This is a genomic window from Mesorhizobium sp. LMG17149 (genome assembly GCF_024518695.1).
Lineage (GTDB): Bacteria > Pseudomonadota > Alphaproteobacteria > Rhizobiales > Rhizobiaceae > Mesorhizobium.
This window is the reverse complement of record NZ_JANIFL010000007.1, coordinates 336,058-352,257: the sequence shown is the minus strand read 5'-3', so window position 1 is coordinate 352,257 and position 16,200 is coordinate 336,058. Positions and strand designations below refer to the sequence as shown.

The following is a 16,200-nucleotide window of genomic DNA, read 5'->3' as shown; positions in this document are numbered from 1 at the left end:
ATAGCAGTCGAATTTCAAATATCAACACAAAATGCCACAAAATATCACATCAAGATGCAACCATCAGCTCAGGCCCCTTGCGCGCAAGCGCTTCGGCGATGTCGGCCTGCGGCTTCGCATCGACGATCACGCCGGCGGCGTGCTGAAAATTCGGGATCCTGAGCGGCGTCAGCTTTGCGAACTTGCTGCTGTCGAGAACGAAGTAGGTTTTGGCGGCAAGCGCGATCATGCGGCTGCGCTGTTCGGCGCCGGCGCGGGTGAAATCGGTCACCTCGCCGTCGGGCGACAGCGCGCCACCACCGAGGAAGGCGATGTCGACGCGAAAGCGCGCCATGGCTTCGAGCATGTCGATGCCGGAGGCTGCTTCTTCGCCGGGATCGACTTCGCCACCCAGCATATGCACGCGCATGCCTGAGACGTGGCACAGCAGAAGCGCGATCGGGAGGCTCGCCGTGCAGATGGTGAGATCGCGCAGGTCGGTCATGGCTTGTGCGACGGCCAGCGTGGTGGTGCCGGAATCGAGGAACACCACCATGCCGTCCTTCACAAGACCGGCAGCTATCCTGCCGATCGCAGCCTTGCCCCGGGCATTCTCCTGGCTGCGCAGGCTCATTGCCGGTTCGCTCGGCTCGAAACGGGCAGCGCCGCCATGGACGATGCCGAGCTGCCCTTTATCCGACAGCAGTTTCAGGTCGCGGCGGATGGTTTCGCGTGAGACATCGAAGAACCCGGCCAGCTCGGCGACACTGACAGACCCGTGAGCGCCCAGCCGCCGCAGGATCTCTTCGTGGCGACGTGGAGCAAGGGCGCGCGCCGGCAGGCTGCTGTCGGGGGACATGATGATCCTGGATCGAGTATCGATGTTGCAATATGTGGCAGTGATCGCGCGCAGAGGCAACCGGAGCTCAAGCCACGCCGTCAGGATTTTCGCGACAGGCCATCTTCCCTGATCGCGCTGACCAGCGTCTCGCTTCCCTCGCGAAGATGCCGCCTCAGAATGCTTATGGCCTTGTCCTCCTTGCGCGCCCTGCAGGCGGCCAGCAGGTCGCGGTGCTCCGTCTGCGAGCGGCTGCGATAATCCAGGTTCGACAGGAGGATGCGGACGTAGCGATCTGCGGCATTGTGGTGCGCCTCGATCAGGCCGAGCAATCGACGGTTACCGCAGGCGTCGTAGAGAGCCAGATGAAAGGCACGGTTCAGCGCACCCCATCGGCCGACATTGCGCTCCGCGTCGATCTGGTCGAGCACCTGTTCCGCCTCGTCGAGCTTCGCGCCGGCGAGGTTGGGAAGCGAAAGCCGCACCGCCTCGCATTCAAGCAGTTCGCGCAGTGCGTAGATTTCACCGATCTCGGCGCCGTCCATCCGGGCGACCTGCGCGCCTTTTGTCGGATGGATGGAAACAATGCCTTCGGCTTCCAATTGGCGAAGGGCGTCACGAATTGGCATGCGGCTGAAGCCAAACTGCTCGGCCAATTCGTCCTGGCGCAGCGGAGTGCCCGCCTTGATGGTTCCACCGGCAATCGCTTCGCGCAGGACATTGGCGACCTGTTCGGCCACGGTTCGCGGCCCCTGCATCACGCTTTCCGCAAATCCTTGCAATCGATGCTCCCGTTTGACGCGGCGCTCAGCTTAACGGATGTAGGTATCCTCGTATACGCAGTATCGGCAACGCCCCAAGGGTTCGCCGCACTATTCCGACGGTCTCTGCCCGGGCTATTGGCCACTCAACCAAGGGTCTGCCGCGCTTCATCCCGAACGCTGGAAGGCGCCACGCCATAACGCTTTCGGAAGGTGCGGTTGAAGTAGGAGATATCCCCGAAACCGACTTCATAGGCAGTGGCGCCTATCGAAAGCGTTCCCGTTCCCCGCAACAGCAGCTTGCGCGCCTCGGCCAGGCGCCGTTCGAGAAGATATCTCGAAAATGTCGTCCCTTCGCGCTGAAACAACTTCTGGACATATCGTGGTGTAACATCGAGGACAGCGGCCACAGCGGAAATGCTCAGATCGCCATCCCCCAGGTGATCATCGATATAGCGTTTAACAGGGTGCAGCCGGTCACGTTCCACCGTTGATGGGGTTTCCAGATAGGCGACGACGAGCGGAAGTATTTCGTTGAAATGGGCATTGGCCATCTCCGCCTCGTTGGCAGAATGCGGGCCACGCATCAACAGATAAGCGCCGTAGGTGATCAGAAGCTGGAGCGGAGGAAACGTTCTCGGGATCGGTCGCAGCATCAGCCTGGAAAGCGTCTCGCCGGAAACGCGGAAAGCGGCGCCGGGCAGGCTGCCGCAGTCCAGCCTGCCCCCTTCCGGCAGATACCAGTCGTAGGCCATCTCACCGGATACAAAGAGGAAATCTCCAAGCGCGGCTTCTATCTTCCGTCCATCCTGCTCAACGACCAGCGGACCTTCCATGCTTCGCAACATGAGCACCTTGTCCGAACCCGGCATTCCAATCCCCCGCACCCGTAACGGCGAGGGCGGGAAGAAACACGTCATGACGTTCAGATCGGCGAGGCCACATGTCACGCCACGCACGGCGGAGAGGACACCCAGCCCTGTTTCGATCGCGACCTCCCCGATGACCGTTAAAAAATGGCCGGCGCACAACCGCTCGGCTTCCGCGTCGTCGTGACCCGACATGTCGAAGCTCACCGGGCTGATCCCGCTGGGGTTGGTCGACCTGTGATATAACTGCAACATTTTCAATTCGGATCGTCGGAGTTCGTTTTCAGCAGTGCCGGCTTCGCTTCACTCCAAGCGCGCCATCGCCCTGATCGATAACATGAGTAATTGAGACATATTTAATCGATCCGGGAAAAGGGAGCCAGCGATTTGTGGCCCTCAATGCCTTTGCGGCACCCGAGGGGCCAATTTGGAGTGCGACTATGCGGAAGGAACTGATCGCGGGAACTTGCCTCGCACTGCTGCCACTTGCTTTCACGACCATGCCCGTGCAGGCGCAGAACACTGGAGATTCGGCACCCGCGATACAGCTGGAAACAGTGTTGGTGACGGCGAGCAGAACGGAGCAGCCGATCTCCAGCATTCCCGGGTCCGTCCAGGTCATCGAGGGTGATGAGCTGGCACAGCAGCTCAAGCTGACGAGCGACCCGGCGACCCTGATTTCCAAGCTGGTTCCCGGTTTTTCGATCGCAAACCAGACGATTTCAGGTGCCTCGGAAAGCTTTCGCGGTCGCGGCGTGCTGATTCTCGTCGACGGCATTCCCCGCAACACCCCGTTGCGTGACGTTTCACGAACGCTTTCGCTTATCGATCTCGGCAAAGTCGAGCGCATTGAGGTGGTCAACGGGGCAAGCAGCCTTTACGGCTCCGGCGCGACCGGCGGCACCATCAATTTCATCACCAGGCGGGACGCGACCGAAAGACCAACCGTCACCGTCGAGACCAAGGTGAAGGCGTTCACTGCAAATCCCGGCAAGTCCCTGGCGCCGGAAGTTTCGGTTTCGGCGACGCAGAAGATCGGCAAATTCGACTACATGTTCTCGGCCAGCGGCCAGCGGACGCGCCGGACCTATGACGGAGACGGTCGCGAACTGCCGTCCGACGCCATGCTCGGCCAAGGCGGGGGCGATCGCACCGACTTCGGCAACCTCTATGCAAGACTGGGATATGAGGACGGGGCCCGTCGTTTCGAGGTCTCCGGCGAACTGGTCCGCATGGAACAGAATCCGGATTGGTTTTCCAATTTCCAGGCCACTCCAGCGGCGCCCGACTACACGGCGCCGTATACGGGCGAATCCGTGGAAGAGAATTCAAAATATTTCACCGCGCGCTATACCGACACCGCCTTCGCCTTGGGATCGCTCGAAGTGAAGTCGTTCTACAACGATATGGAGAAGCGCTTTCCCTTCACCCGCTTCGATCGCTTCGTGAACAATCAGGTCTACTATTCGGGCAACCCGCTCAACCCGCAGGCCAGCTTTGCCCAGACCACGCTCTTCAGCAAGCGCGCCGGCGTCACCGCTACGGTCGAGACCCCTCTCGACATGCTGCTGGAGGGGTCGACGCTGACCTGGGGCCTGGACTTCATCCACGACAAGACCTTCCAGAAACTCGAGAACGGCTGGGACGTCATCAGTCCGATGAAGCAGAACTCGGTCGCCGGCTTTGCCCAGTTGCAGGTCCCTGTGACCGACCGGCTGCGCCTGCAAGGTGGATTGCGCTACGAACGCTACTTCCTCGACATCGAGGATTTCAACCGCCCAGCCATCTTTTACATCAACCGGCCATATCCGGCGATCAACGTCATCGGCGGGTCCTTTGACTACGACAATCTGACTTTCAATGTCGGCGGCACATTCGATCTCACGCCCGATGTCCAGCTTTACGGTGGCTTCTCGCAGGGGTTCTCGCTGACCGACATCGGCAGCTTCACGCGGCGAGCCGGCGCCAACAGCAGTGCCGAACTGTGCGACGCCTACGGGGCGCTGGCATGTCCCGGCGCAGGCGCACCCGACTATACGGTCAGCTACGCTGACATCGCTCCCAGCCCTCAGGTCGTCAACAATTACGAGATCGGCATTCGCGGCGGCGATGTCGACTATGGCGGCTCGCTGTCGGCCTTTTTGTCCACCTCCGACCAAGGCGTGAACTACGACATCGCCTCCAACCGCGTGTCGCAGCAGAAGGAGGAAATCTGGGGCGTCGAAGTCACCGCATGGTGGAACCTGACCGGCAACCTCACCGTCGGTGGCCTCCTTGGCTATACCGAGGGGCGCTACGACAATGACGGCGATGGCAATATCGATGCGTGGCTGCCGAACAACAGGATAGCGACCCCGGTGCACGGCACGGTCTACGGGACCTATGTCTTCGACAACGGCCTCAATCTTCGCAGCGAGGTCCAGTTCTTCACCAGCCGGGACAAGATAACGACCGTACCCGAGATCAAGGGCGCGGCACTGGTAAATATCCTTGCGAGCCACAAGGTCGGCAAGGGCGATCTCAGTGTCGGCGTCGAGAACGTCTTCGACACCAACTACATGAATCCGACAGCTAGCGCCACGCGCAACAATGTCGTCAATGGTTTCGGCCGCACGGTATCGCTCGGCTACAAGGTCACCTTCTGAGATGGTTCGTTTCGAGATGCACAAGGACGGCATCGTCGACCTGCGCCTCTACCCTCCGCACGCGGCAACCGACGAGGCCGACTACCTCGAGGCGCTCGACCGGATCGGCAACCTCGATGGACCCTATGCCATCGTGGTGGATATTGCCGGCAGCACTCATCTCTCCCGAGAGGGGGAAGTCCGTCAGGCCGCATGGGCCAAGGCCACGCGGCAGCGCATCTCCAGCGCATGCCGGGCCTTGGCACTGGTGCGTGACAATCCCAACCCACGATCGCGGCAATCGTTCGAGCGGCTCTGGGCTATTCCGGTCCACGTCACCAGCGACAGAGAGGAAGCGCGGCAGTTCGCCGCCAAACATCTCGACAAGGCAGTTCGGCCATGAGCGGGCTCGCATCCGAGACCATCAGCCGGCCGGCAGAGCGGCGGGATTGGCAGCGTTTGCGGCTGTTCGCCGTGCTGGCGGGTCTCTACCTCGCCCAGGGTATTCCGGGTTATCTCCTGGTCGCCGCGGTGCCGCCGATCATGCGCGAGCTTGGCGTGTCGAGAACGGCCATCGGCATGCTTGCCGTCCTGATGATCCCGCTGACGGTGAAATTCCTCTGGGCACCGCTCGTCGATCGGATCAGGCCGATGGCGATCGGGCACCGCCGCGGATGGATTCTTCCCACGCAGATCGGGACTGTGATCGCCATTGCGGCACTCGCCCTTGTGGAACCGACCAATCTGAAAGCCATATTCGCAATAGGTTTCGCGATCGCGGTGCTGACCTCGACGCAGGACATTGCAACCGACGGCTATGCCACGCTAGCCCTGAGGCAAGAGGATCGCGCCGTTGGAAACGCAATCCAGGGCGGAGCGGTCGCACTCAGCGTCATCGTCGGCGGCACCGTTTCCCTGCTTCTCTATGGCTGGGTCGGCTGGCAGGCGATGGTGCTGACGATCGCGGCGGTCTCAGCCCTGCCATTGATTGCGATCGCCTTTATGCCGGAGGACACCGCTACAAAAAACGCCGAACCGCGGGCGAAACCTTCGATCTCCAGCTTTCTCAAGCGCCCGGAAGCCGTGACCGTCCTGATGATCGCACTGACCTACCGGGCGAGCGAAGGGCTGGTGAAATCCATGGAGGGATCCTATCTCGTCGACGTCGGATTGCCGCTGTCGGCGATCGGATATCTGAGCGGTATTTCTGCGGCGACGGCCGGCATTGCCGGATCCTTCATAGCGGCCATGCTTGTTCGACGTTCCGGCGCCGGCCGAACGCTGCTGCTGCTCGGCGCCTTGCGCACGATCTGCTTCCTGTTGTTTTCCCTGCATGCGGCCGGCGAAATCACGGGCATATGGACTCTTTTGGGAGCGGCGGGGTTTCAGACCTTGATCCGCTATATGGAGATTGTGGCGCTCTACAGCCTGTTCATGGCGGTGTCATCGAAAGATCAGCCTGGAACGGACTTCACCATTCTGTCCTGCGCCCAGATCATCATCTACCTGATCGGCTCGATGATGGCCGGTGCGATCGCCGACCGCATCGGCTATGGCGCACTTTTCACCCTCTCGACGCTCGTCTCCGGTCTGGCCGTCGTGCTGACTGTTCACCTTCTTTCGCGGCTCTCGAAGAAAAGCGCGGGAGCGGACTTCGCCTGAAATTCCAGCATGGAAGACATCGAGCGCCACGAGCTGGTCCGGGCCGATTGGTGGCAGCCAGGCAGACAGGCGGGCTCGATGTCTCCAGGACAGCCGAAGGCGCGGCGTCAACGAGAATTTCGTGGTCGAACATGGCCGCTGACCTGCACGCCGTCCTCGGCACGCAGGTACAGGAAGCCGGGGACGGACAGCAGCGGGATGACCGCGGTCAGCAGGAACACCTGGTGGAAGCGTTCCGCTGTCACGATGTGGGTTTCTCCTGCGACAAGGCCCAGCACCATGGCGGCGATCGAAACGCCCAGGGAAACGCTGAGTTGCTGCAGGACGCCGCCGAGACTGGTGGCGCGGCTGAGCTTGTCGTCCGGCAGGTCGGCATAGGACAGCGTGTTGGAGGTCATGAACTGCGCCGACCGGATGACCCCGAAGACAAAGACGTAAAGGCCGATCATCCAGTGCGGCGTATCGGCTTCGATCAAAGCGAAGCCCCCGACAGCGGCGGAGCCGACCACCGCGCTGCCGATGAGCACGACATTGAAGCCAAAGCGCCGCAACAGCGGCGACAGCAGCGGCCGAATGAGCAAGGCGCCGAAGCTGCCGACGAATGTCAGCGAGCCCGAGGTGACCGGGCTCATGCCAAAGCCGACCTGCAGCATCAGCGGCAACAGGAAAGGCACGCCATTAAGGCCAACGCGGCACAGGCCGCCTGCGAGCGTACCGACCCAGAACGAGCGAAATCGAAACAGTGTCAGATCGACTGCCGGTGCAACGACGCGGCGCGCATAGCACCCGAAGGCGAGCAGCAGCAGGATCGCCGCGGCCAACACCAACGCTGTCGCCGAAACGGAGATGATCGGCCTCCCGATGCTTTCCAGCCCGAACTGCAGCAGCGCGACTCCGCATCCCACCATCAGGAACCCGGCGAAGTCGAAGCGCTGCACCGCCTCCTCGCGGAAATCGTCGACGAAGCGCAGCGCCGCCAGAATGCCGAGACAACCGAATGGCACGTTGACATAGAATATCCAGCGCCACGACGCGTAAGTGGTCAACAGGCCGCCGAGCAGCGGCCCGATCACCGGCCCCATGATGGCGGGCAAGGTCGTGTAGGTCATGGCGGTGATAAGCCCGCTGCGCGGAAAGCTGCGCAGCAGGATCAGCCGCCCGACCGGCGTCATCATGGCGCCGCCCAGCCCCTGCAGGGCGCGCATCGCCAAAAGCATGCCGAAACTGTTGGCCATGCCGCACAGGGCCGAGCCGAGGGTGAAGGTGAAAAGCGCCAGCGCGAACACTTTTCGTGCGCCGAACCTGTCGGCGAACCAGCCGCTGACGGGAATGAATACGGCCAGCGTCAGGATGTAGGTGGTGATCGCCAGGTTCAGCCTGACCGGCGTCGTGTCGAGGCTGCGCGCGATGGCAGGGATCGCGGTGGTGATGATGGTGGAATCGAGCTGCTCCATCAGAAAGGCGATGGCGACGATGATTGGAATAATCAGTCTCAGCCTCGGATCGCGCTCGGTGGCAAATTGAGGCTGTTCCAATGCTGTTGCCATTCCGTCATGCAGGCGGCTGCCCCATTCCAGATGGCGCGTCCGCGTTCAAAGGCAAGGTCGCCTTCCGTGCGGCAAGCCGGCCGAGGCCCCGATCGCACAGCCTGTCTTATGGTCCGACGGATAGGCAAGCGGTAGTCATTTCCTCCTTGATGGAAGTCAACAAATTTTGACTGCCCCCCTTCGAGAGGAGACCGGCAAGACAGCGCATTTGAGCGTCCAAACTGCGGACGCCAGGGCATTTGCGTTTCAGTGAACGCCAGTTCCGATTTCGTGTCGCAACGTGTCGGGTAAGAGGCTGTCTAACAGCAGCCATGAGCGCTTGACGAAGCAGCGAGATTGAGCCACTTGTCGACTAGTATACAAGTGGTGAGGCCATGCTTGAAGTTCTCGTTCGCGCGCCGCAGTCGCTGGAAGTCCGGCAGGGCACGATACCCCAGCCCGGGGCAGGCGAAGTCGTCGTTCATGTCAGCCGTGCCGGCATCTGCGGCTCCGACATTCACATCCTGCATGGCTCCAATCCGTTCGCCGTCTATCCACGTATCATCGGCCATGAATTCGCCGGCACCGTAACAGCGCTCGGACGCAATGTGACCGGCATTGCGACGGGAGACCGTGTGGTGGTCGATCCCGTGGTGTCGTGCGGCCACTGCTATCCCTGCCGGGTCGGCCGCTCCAACGTCTGCGCCAACCTCGAAGTGATGGGCGTTCACCGCGACGGCGGTTTTCGCGCCTTCGTCGCGGTGCCGGCGGCAAATGTCATACCGGTTCCAAGGGATATGCCGTTTGGGCTGGCGGCACTGGCCGAGCCGTTTTCCATCGCCGCCAATGTGCTCGATCGTACCGGTTGCGGACCCGAGGACACGGTGCTGATCTATGGCGCCGGCACGGTCGGCGTCACTGTCCTGCAGGTCGCCAAGCTCAAGGGCGCACGCTGCATCGTTGCCGATATCGACGAAGCCCGCCTGGAGCGAGCGCTCCGCTTCGGTGCCGACAGGGTGATCCACTCCGTGCGCGATCCCGTGCCGGCCGCGGTGCGCGGTGAAAATGACGGTCTTGGCCCGACGCTGGTCATTGACGGCGCCGGCATTCCCGCACTTCTCGACGAGGCTTGCCGGCTGGCCAGCCCGGCGGGCCGCATCGGCCTGCTCGGCTTTTCGGACGCCCCATCCAACCTCAGCCAGCAGGAAGTGGTGCGCAAGGAACTGACCATCGTCGGCTCGCGCCTGAACCGCCGGCTGTTGCCGCGCGTCGTCGAATGGCTGGCCGACAAGCGGCTCGATCCGCAAGGCATGATCACGCAGGTGTTCGCGGCGGCCGATGCACGCGCAGCCTTCGACTTGATCGAGAAGGAACCGGAGCGAACGCTCAAGGTTCAGCTGGACTTCTCGTAAGCCGGAATTAGCCCTCGACCAGCGCGACGGCGCGCAGCGGTGATCCGGTACCGCCTTCGATCGCCAGCGGCAAGCTGATCAGGAAGCACCGAGGCGGCAAGTCACCAAGCCGTGCGAAATTCTCGCCGATCAGGATGCCGGCTGAAAGCAACGTGTTGTGCGCCGGGAAATCCTCGCTACCGAAACAATCGATCGACAGGCAGTCCGAGCCGACGATGCGCGCACCGCGCTCGACCAGCAATTCGCTTGCTTGCCGCGACAGGCCGGGCCAGTCGGCGAGAAACGTGGCCGGATCGGCCCAGAACCGGTCCCAGCCGAAATGGAAGAACACGGCGTCGCCCTGCCGTACGCGGCCCTGTTCGGCCTCGAAAGCGAAGATAGCATCCGGCTCGACCGCCTGCCGGGGACGACAGCCACGCGCATCGATCGTCACCATGCGGCCGAAGAAACGCTCGACCGGAATGCCGGAGATGGCAGCACCGCCGCGGATGAAATGGACCGGCGCATCGAAATGCGTGCCGGTGTGCTCGCTCATGGCCAACGCATGGTTACAGGCGACGTCGCCGCGGTCATAGGATTCCACCATCTCCTGGCAATAATGCGGGTGCGTCGGCCACACCGGCATGCCGGGCTTCATCGGATGCGTCAGATCGACGAAGGAAACCGCCTCTATTTCGAACAGCTTGGCGAGCGTGTCAGTGGCGGATGTCATCTGACGCGAGGCCTCGGCACGAGAGCGACGATCAGGATGATCAGCACGCCGGTCAAAAGGAAGCGCACGCCTGCCTGGATGCCAAAGGTGTTGAGCATGGTGGACATCAGGTTGAAGAACAACGCAGCCCCCCATATGCCGACCGCGTTGGCCTGCCCACCAGCGACGCTGGTGCCGCCAAGCACCACCACGGCGATCGATTCCATCAGATAGGCGTCACCCATGTTGAGTGCTGCCCCGCCGCTGAAGCCGGCAAGCAGGAAGCCGGCGAGCGCCGCCGCCGTGCCGCACAGCATATAGGCAATCAACCGCACCCGTGCGACGTTGATGCCGGCAAGCCGCGCCGCCGGTTCGCTCTGGCCGGTGGCTAGCACTTGCCGGCCCCAGACCGTGCGTTTGAGAGCGATCATGGCGGCCAGCGTCAGCAGCATCACCGCGATCGGCATGAATTGCACGCCGCCAAGGTTCATCGAGGTGAACCGGGAAAGGCCTGCCGGCGGCTTCAGCGTCGCCTGGCCGCCGAGATTGAAGGCAAGCGACTGGAAGACGAAGCTCCAGGCGAGCGTGGCGATGATCGGCGGCAGCCTGAGCGCGACGATGGCAAGGAAGTTCGCGGCACCCGCGACAGCGCCGACGGCAAGTGCTGCAAGCAGGCCAGGCAGCAGCATGCCGTCGGACCCTTGCATCACCGTCATCGACACATAGGCGGCCAGCGTCAGCACGGATGGCACGGACAGGTCGATATTGCCCGGCCCGGAAGCGACCACGAACATCTGCCCGGTTCCCACCACCACGCTGAAGGCACCGAAGGCGAGCGCGCCCGACAGCGTGGCGCCGGCACTGCCGATGCCCGAGTAGGCTGTCGTGGCCAGCCACATTGCGAGCGCCACGATGAAGCCGTAGGTCCACGGCGCGAGGCTCAATCTCCGGGTCATCGCGTCCGCTCCGACAAAAGCACGCGCCCGGCCAGCACGAGAAACAGGATGACGCCCTGGGCGCCGATCTGCCATGTCGGCGGCACCTGCAGGAAAGACAGAAGCGAGCCCGCGAGCGACAGCGTCAGAGCGCCGATCACCGTGCCGACCGGCGAGACGACGCCGCCGGTAAAGGCGCCGCCGCCGAGGATCACCGCGCCAACGCCGAGCAGCGTATAGGCCGGCGCGACATTGGCGTCGCCCGATGTGGTGAGGCCGGTCAGTGTCAGCCCGGCCAGACAGGCGAGCAGGCCGGCGACCGCATAGACCGCGACCCGGATGCCGATAACGGACCAGCCGGCACGCTCGACGGCGCGCGGATTGCCGCCTGCGCCGCGCAGCACCACGCCATAGGAGGAGCGTGAGATGACGAGATGGCCGGCGAGCGCCGCCAGTGCCGCCAGCCAGATCGACAGCGGCATCAAAGGCGGCTGCCAGCTCATGAAGGCGGCAAGCCATGCGGGTGCCGAGCCACCCGGTGCCGGCAGCAGGATGACGGCGATGCCGAGCCAGATGAAGGACATGCCCAGCGTCACGATGATCGAGGGCAATTGCCGGGCATGAATAAGCAGGCCGAAACCGGCATAGGCGGCGATCAGGACGATGTAGCACAGCGCCGCGATTGCCGGCGCGTCCCCGAGATAGAGCGCCGTGACGCAGGTGATCAGCCCGACAAAGGCGCCGTTCGACAGGTCGATGTCGCCCAGCATGATCACCATCATCTGCGCCAGCGCGGCAAAGACCAGCGGCACCGAGAGCTTGAACAGCAGATGGAAGCCGAAATAGCTCATCGCCGCCGGGCGGATGCTGAAGATGATGGCCAGCATAACCAGCAGCGCGATCGCCGGCAGGCCGACCTGCAAGGCATTGAGCAAGGCCGGGCGCGCATTGGAAGAGGAACGGGCGGGAACACGGGCAGCCGCGTCAGACATGCTCGCCTCCGAACGACGCCTGCAGGATACGGCCGGTCTCGATGGCCTCGCCTTCCAGCCTGGTCGCGGCGCGGCCCTCGCGGAAGACATAGATGCGCTCGCAATTGGTCAGCTCTTCGAGTTCGGTTGTGTACCAGACGAAGGCGCGTCCGTTCTCGGCCTCCGCGCGGATCAGCCGGTAGACCTCCTGCTTGGTGCCGACATCGACGCCGCGCATCGGATCGTCGAGGAAGATCACCTCGGCGTCCGACGCCAGCGCACGAGCGAACAGCACCTTCTGCTGGTTGCCGCCGGACAGCGACATGATCGGCGTGTCGATCGAAGGCGCCTTTACCTTGAGCCGCTCCGACCAGGTCTCGGCCAGCTTGCGAGCGGCGGCGCCTGAAATCATGCCGCCCCGCGTCAGCGCATTCAGGCTGCGGATGGTCAGATTGTCGGCGATAGACCACAGTGAGAACACGCCTTCAGAGCCGCGGTCGCCGGCAACATAGGCACCCGGCAAGGCCTCGCGCTGCCGGCGCGCGGCATAGAACATCGCGCGCAGCCGCTCGCGCTGGCCGTGGCCGTCGAGCCCGGCGAAACCGATGATCTCGCCCTTGCCGACTTCGATGGTCAGATCAGCGGTGTCGCGGCCGGCATGCCGGATAACCGGAGCTTGCACCGACGACGCCTTGCCTGCGGAGCGGTCGCGGGGCCGCTCGATGCTGCCCATCAATTCGACAAGCGCGGCGCGCGACAGGCCGGCGGTCGCCCGCTCGGCGACGACCTTGCCGTCGACCATGACGACGGTGCGGTCGCAGACGGCGAGGATCTCGTTCAGTCGATGGGTGATCAGGATGCAGGCGATACCACGTCCGGCGGCACGACGAATGTGGGTGAGCAGTTGCTCCGTCGCCTCATGGCCGAGCGCCGAGGTTGGCTCATCGAGAATGACGGCGCGCAATTTGATGCTGGTCTGCGTGAAGGCGCGAGCGATCTCGACCATCTGTCGCTCGCCGATCGGCAGGTCGGCGACCTTCCTGTCGAGGTCGATTCCGTGGCCAGGGAAGATCTCGTCCAGCACCGGACCGATTACCTGGCGCGCGCGCCGCCGCCAGCCCAACCCACGCAAGGACCTGTGCACGATGCGGGTGTTTTCCGCCGACGTCAAATTGGCGCAGAGCGACAGTTCCTGAAAGATACAGCGCAGACCGGCCTGCTGGGCACTGGCCGCACTCCAGGCACCGATCTCACGTCCGCCGACGCGAAAGCTGCCGCTGCTGCGCTCGATGGTGCCGGCCAGCACGTTCATCAGCGTCGACTTGCCGGCGCCGTTGTGACCGACCAGGCCAACGACCTCGCCGGGGTTCAGATGAAAATCCACGCCGCCCAAGGCATGCACGGCATCATAGCTCTTGCGGACATTGCCTACCTCGACAAGAGGGCTGTCAGCATCGCCTCTCTCTGCTGCGTCCTTTTTGGGCGACGTGGGATCGTTCATCATTCGGCCATGCTGCTCATTTCGGCGCGGGTACGCCGGGCAGAGGTTCTTTCTTTACGTTGGCGTCGATGATCTTGGCCACCAGCTCCTGCGGATATTCGGCATTGACAACGCCGCCTGCGGGAACCGTCTTCAGCCAGGCGTCGAGGTCAGGCTGATTGATCTGCAGGAGCGGCACCTCGACGAATTTCGGCACCTGCTTGCCGGCCAGGATCTGCTGCGCGACCCAGAACGCGACCTGCGAGACGCTGGGCGTGGCGCCCAGCGAGAAAGTTTCGTAGCCGCCGGCATCATGCTCCTGCTTCCACAGCGCCAATTCGTCCTGGCGGTTGCCCATGATGATGATCGGCAGCGGCCGGTTGGCGGCCTTGAATGCCTGCGCCGCGCCATAGCCGTCGCCGCCCTGCGTCAGCACCGCATCGACCTGAGGCAGCGACGGCAGGATGCCCGACACTTCCTTTTGTGCCACGGTCGCCGTCCACTGGCCATAGACCTCGCCGACAGCCTTGTAGCTGGCGTGCGCCTTCATCGCCTTCTCGACGCCCTCATGCAGGCGCTTGTCGAAACCGTCGCCGGCCATACCGCGGATCTCGAGGATGTTGGCCGGTTTGTCGCCGAGCTTGCTGGAGATGAAATCCAGTTCTGCCTTGGCATAGGAGTCAAGGTTGTAGTCGACGACATAGGCGCAAGGCTCGGTGACGCCGCTGGCGAAGGCAACGACCGTGATACCGGCATTGCAGGCATCCTTGATGGCGCCGTTGAGTGCGGTGTCGGAGCCGGCAAGGACGATGATCGCGTCGTAGCCCTGCAGGATCAGGTTCTCGATCTGGCTGGCCTGTTCGGTCACCGAATTGTTCGAGCTGACGACGGCTGTTGCGGCGACCTGCTTGTCGGCCACGGCCTTGGCGCCCATTTCCTCGAAGCTCTTTATCATCACCTGGCGGAAGGAATTGCCGGCGTAGGAATTGCTGAAGGCGATCTTCTTGGCCGAAGTGTCGCCCTTGGCGACGCCGTCATCGGCGCGCGCGTCCAGCGTTGCAAAGCTGGTGCAGCCGAGCATGGCTGCAAGGAATAAGGCTGTGGTCCTGCTCATTGTTGTTCTCCTCCGGTTGAAAGTCATAGCGTCCTCCCGCCGATCCTTTCGAACGAAAAATGTCAGCCCAGCCCGAGATCGGGCACGGCATCATTCAAATGGTCGGCGAAATTCGTGTTGGGCAGCAGCGGATACCAGCCCGGACGGCCGGGATCGCGGTCGTAGGCATAGCCGCCCAGCGAGCGATAGAGCTCGGCATAGGTGGCGAGTTTGTCGCGATCGAGCTCGACACCGAGGCCCGGTGCCTCCGGCACCGCGATCGCACCATTCTCGTAGCGCATCTTGCCGCCGACGATGATGTCGTCGGCAAGGTGGTGATAATGCGCGTCGGCGGTGAAGACCAGGTTGGGCAGCACAGCGCCAAGATGCAGCATGGTGGCGAGCTGGATGCCGAGTTCGCCAGAGGAATGCACGGCAATGCCGAGGCCGAACGTGTCGCAGATCTGCGCCGCGCGCACGCAGGCGCGGATGCCGCCCCAGAAGGTGGTGTCGAGCAGGATCACGTCGACCGCAGGATCGCGCACATTGGTGGCGAGCTGTTCGAAATCGATGACGATGGTGTTGGTGGCCAGCGGGATGGAGAGCTTCTCGCGCAAGCGGCGCATGCCGGCAAGGCCCCAGGTCGGGTCCTCGAAATAGTCGTTCCTGAGATCGGAGATGGCCTGGCCGAAACGCAGCGCCTCTTCGACCGACAGGGCTGCGTTCGGATCATAGCGCAGCGTGTCGGCAGGAAATTCGGCGGCGAGCGCCCTGAAACATTCCAACTCGTAGTCGGGGTGAAACACGCCGGCCTTGAGCTTGTGGGCGTGAAAACCATGCTCGGCCTTGAGCGCGCGGGCATGTTCGAGCAATTGATCGATGGTGCGGACCTCGCCCTTGCCGCTGCGGCGGTCGGCATAGCGAAAGAACAGATAGGAAGCAAAGCCGATCCGGTCGCGCACACGCCCGCCAAGCAGTTGGGAGACCGGCACGCCGAGCTTCTTGCCGATAATGTCGAGACAGGCGAATTCCAGCGCTGCGTGGAGCTGCGTGCGATTGTTGTAGAGCGACGCCGTCGGATTGCAGATGGCGTAGCGCATGCGGTTGAGGTCGAAGGGATCGTGGCCGACAAGGTAGGATTTCAGCCCGGCGAAAGCGAGTTCGGCGCCGGCGCCGCCGCCGCCCATCTCGCCGAGCCCAACAATGCCTTCGTCGGTCTCGACCTCGACCACGGTGCGGACAAAGCGTCCCCAATGCGTACCGTTGCTGTGCCGCAATGCTGCTTCCAGCGGAACGGTGATGGTGGTCGCCTTGATGTCCGTGATCTTCATGCCGGCTCCTCTCCCCTGGCCTACCGGC

14 protein-coding genes are annotated in these 16,200 nt (G+C 63.1%); 4 read left to right on the top strand and 10 right to left on the bottom strand.

Annotated features, from left to right (window positions below):
- Positions 1 to 49: 49 nt before the first annotated feature.
- The 3 genes from NP945_RS18950 to NP945_RS32010 form a co-directional block, all read right to left on the bottom strand.
- Positions 50 to 838 (bottom strand): DeoR/GlpR family DNA-binding transcription regulator, encoded by a 789-nt coding sequence (locus tag NP945_RS18950; RefSeq protein ID WP_127266984.1) that lies wholly within the window; start codon positions 836 to 838, stop codon positions 50 to 52.
- Positions 839 to 918: 80 nt separating this feature from the next.
- A complete protein-coding gene (locus NP945_RS18945; protein WP_127266983.1) occupies positions 919 to 1,575 on the bottom strand; it encodes a GntR family transcriptional regulator in 657 nt (218 codons plus the stop codon).
- Positions 1,576 to 1,724: 149 nt separating this feature from the next.
- A complete protein-coding gene (locus NP945_RS32010) occupies positions 1,725 to 2,654 on the bottom strand; it encodes an AraC family transcriptional regulator (RefSeq protein WP_164748649.1) in 930 nt (309 codons plus the stop codon).
- A gap of 356 nt (positions 2,655 to 3,010) precedes the next feature.
- Between NP945_RS32010 and NP945_RS18935 the strand changes: the two genes are divergently transcribed.
- From NP945_RS18935 to NP945_RS18925, 3 genes are read left to right on the top strand one after another with little or no spacing between them, the layout of a single operon-like run.
- Entirely contained in the window at positions 3,011 to 5,092 is a 2,082-nt protein-coding gene (locus tag NP945_RS18935) for a TonB-dependent receptor (RefSeq protein WP_245466257.1), read from the top strand.
- Position 5,093: 1 nt separating this feature from the next.
- Positions 5,094 to 5,474 carry a hypothetical protein gene (locus tag NP945_RS18930; RefSeq protein ID WP_127272286.1) on the top strand — a complete coding sequence of 127 codons (381 nt, stop codon included), beginning with the start codon at positions 5,094 to 5,096 and terminating at the stop codon, positions 5,472 to 5,474.
- The gene (locus tag NP945_RS18925; RefSeq protein WP_256747208.1) at positions 5,471 to 6,733 is read left to right on the top strand and encodes a RhtX/FptX family siderophore transporter; all 1,263 of its coding nucleotides are present in this window, start codon (positions 5,471 to 5,473) and stop codon (positions 6,731 to 6,733) included. Before NP945_RS18930 ends, NP945_RS18925 begins: the two co-directional genes overlap by 4 nt.
- Positions 6,734 to 6,840: 107 nt before the next feature.
- On the opposite strand, the gene NP945_RS18920 is transcribed toward NP945_RS18925, so the two are convergent.
- Positions 6,841 to 8,280, bottom strand: coding sequence for a DHA2 family efflux MFS transporter permease subunit (locus NP945_RS18920; protein WP_256747207.1), 1,440 nt, complete (start codon positions 8,278 to 8,280; stop codon positions 6,841 to 6,843).
- Positions 8,281 to 8,654: 374 nt separating this feature from the next.
- Between NP945_RS18920 and NP945_RS18915 the strand changes: the two genes are divergently transcribed.
- Positions 8,655 to 9,671, top strand: a complete 1,017-nt coding sequence (locus tag NP945_RS18915) for a Zn-dependent oxidoreductase (protein WP_256747206.1) — start codon at positions 8,655 to 8,657, stop codon at positions 9,669 to 9,671.
- A 7-nt stretch (positions 9,672 to 9,678) separates the two neighbouring features.
- Here NP945_RS18915 and NP945_RS18910 read toward each other — a convergent pair whose 3' ends face one another.
- The 6 genes from NP945_RS18910 to NP945_RS18885 all read right to left on the bottom strand — a co-directional run bounded on the left by NP945_RS18910 (position 9,679) and on the right by NP945_RS18885 (position 16,172).
- Positions 9,679 to 10,383 carry a cyclase family protein gene (locus tag NP945_RS18910; protein WP_256747205.1) on the bottom strand — a complete coding sequence of 235 codons (705 nt, stop codon included), beginning with the start codon at positions 10,381 to 10,383 and terminating at the stop codon, positions 9,679 to 9,681.
- Positions 10,380 to 11,318 (bottom strand): ABC transporter permease, encoded by a 939-nt coding sequence (locus NP945_RS18905; RefSeq protein ID WP_256747204.1) that lies wholly within the window; start codon positions 11,316 to 11,318, stop codon positions 10,380 to 10,382. Before NP945_RS18905 ends, NP945_RS18910 begins: the two co-directional genes overlap by 4 nt.
- Positions 11,315 to 12,184: an ABC transporter permease gene (locus NP945_RS18900; RefSeq protein WP_372337982.1), complete on the bottom strand. Its 870-nt coding sequence runs from the start codon at positions 12,182 to 12,184 to the stop codon at positions 11,315 to 11,317. The genes NP945_RS18905 and NP945_RS18900 overlap by 4 nt, the downstream gene beginning before the upstream one ends.
- Before the next feature lie 97 nt (positions 12,185 to 12,281).
- Positions 12,282 to 13,772 (bottom strand): sugar ABC transporter ATP-binding protein, encoded by a 1,491-nt coding sequence (locus NP945_RS18895; RefSeq protein ID WP_256747203.1) that lies wholly within the window; start codon positions 13,770 to 13,772, stop codon positions 12,282 to 12,284.
- Positions 13,773 to 13,785: 13 nt separating this feature from the next.
- Positions 13,786 to 14,862: an ABC transporter substrate-binding protein gene (locus NP945_RS18890; protein ID WP_128364341.1), complete on the bottom strand. Its 1,077-nt coding sequence runs from the start codon at positions 14,860 to 14,862 to the stop codon at positions 13,786 to 13,788.
- Between the two features lie 62 nt (positions 14,863 to 14,924).
- Positions 14,925 to 16,172 carry an enolase C-terminal domain-like protein gene (locus NP945_RS18885; protein ID WP_256747202.1) on the bottom strand — a complete coding sequence of 416 codons (1,248 nt, stop codon included), beginning with the start codon at positions 16,170 to 16,172 and terminating at the stop codon, positions 14,925 to 14,927.
- Positions 16,173 to 16,200 lie beyond the last annotated feature (28 nt).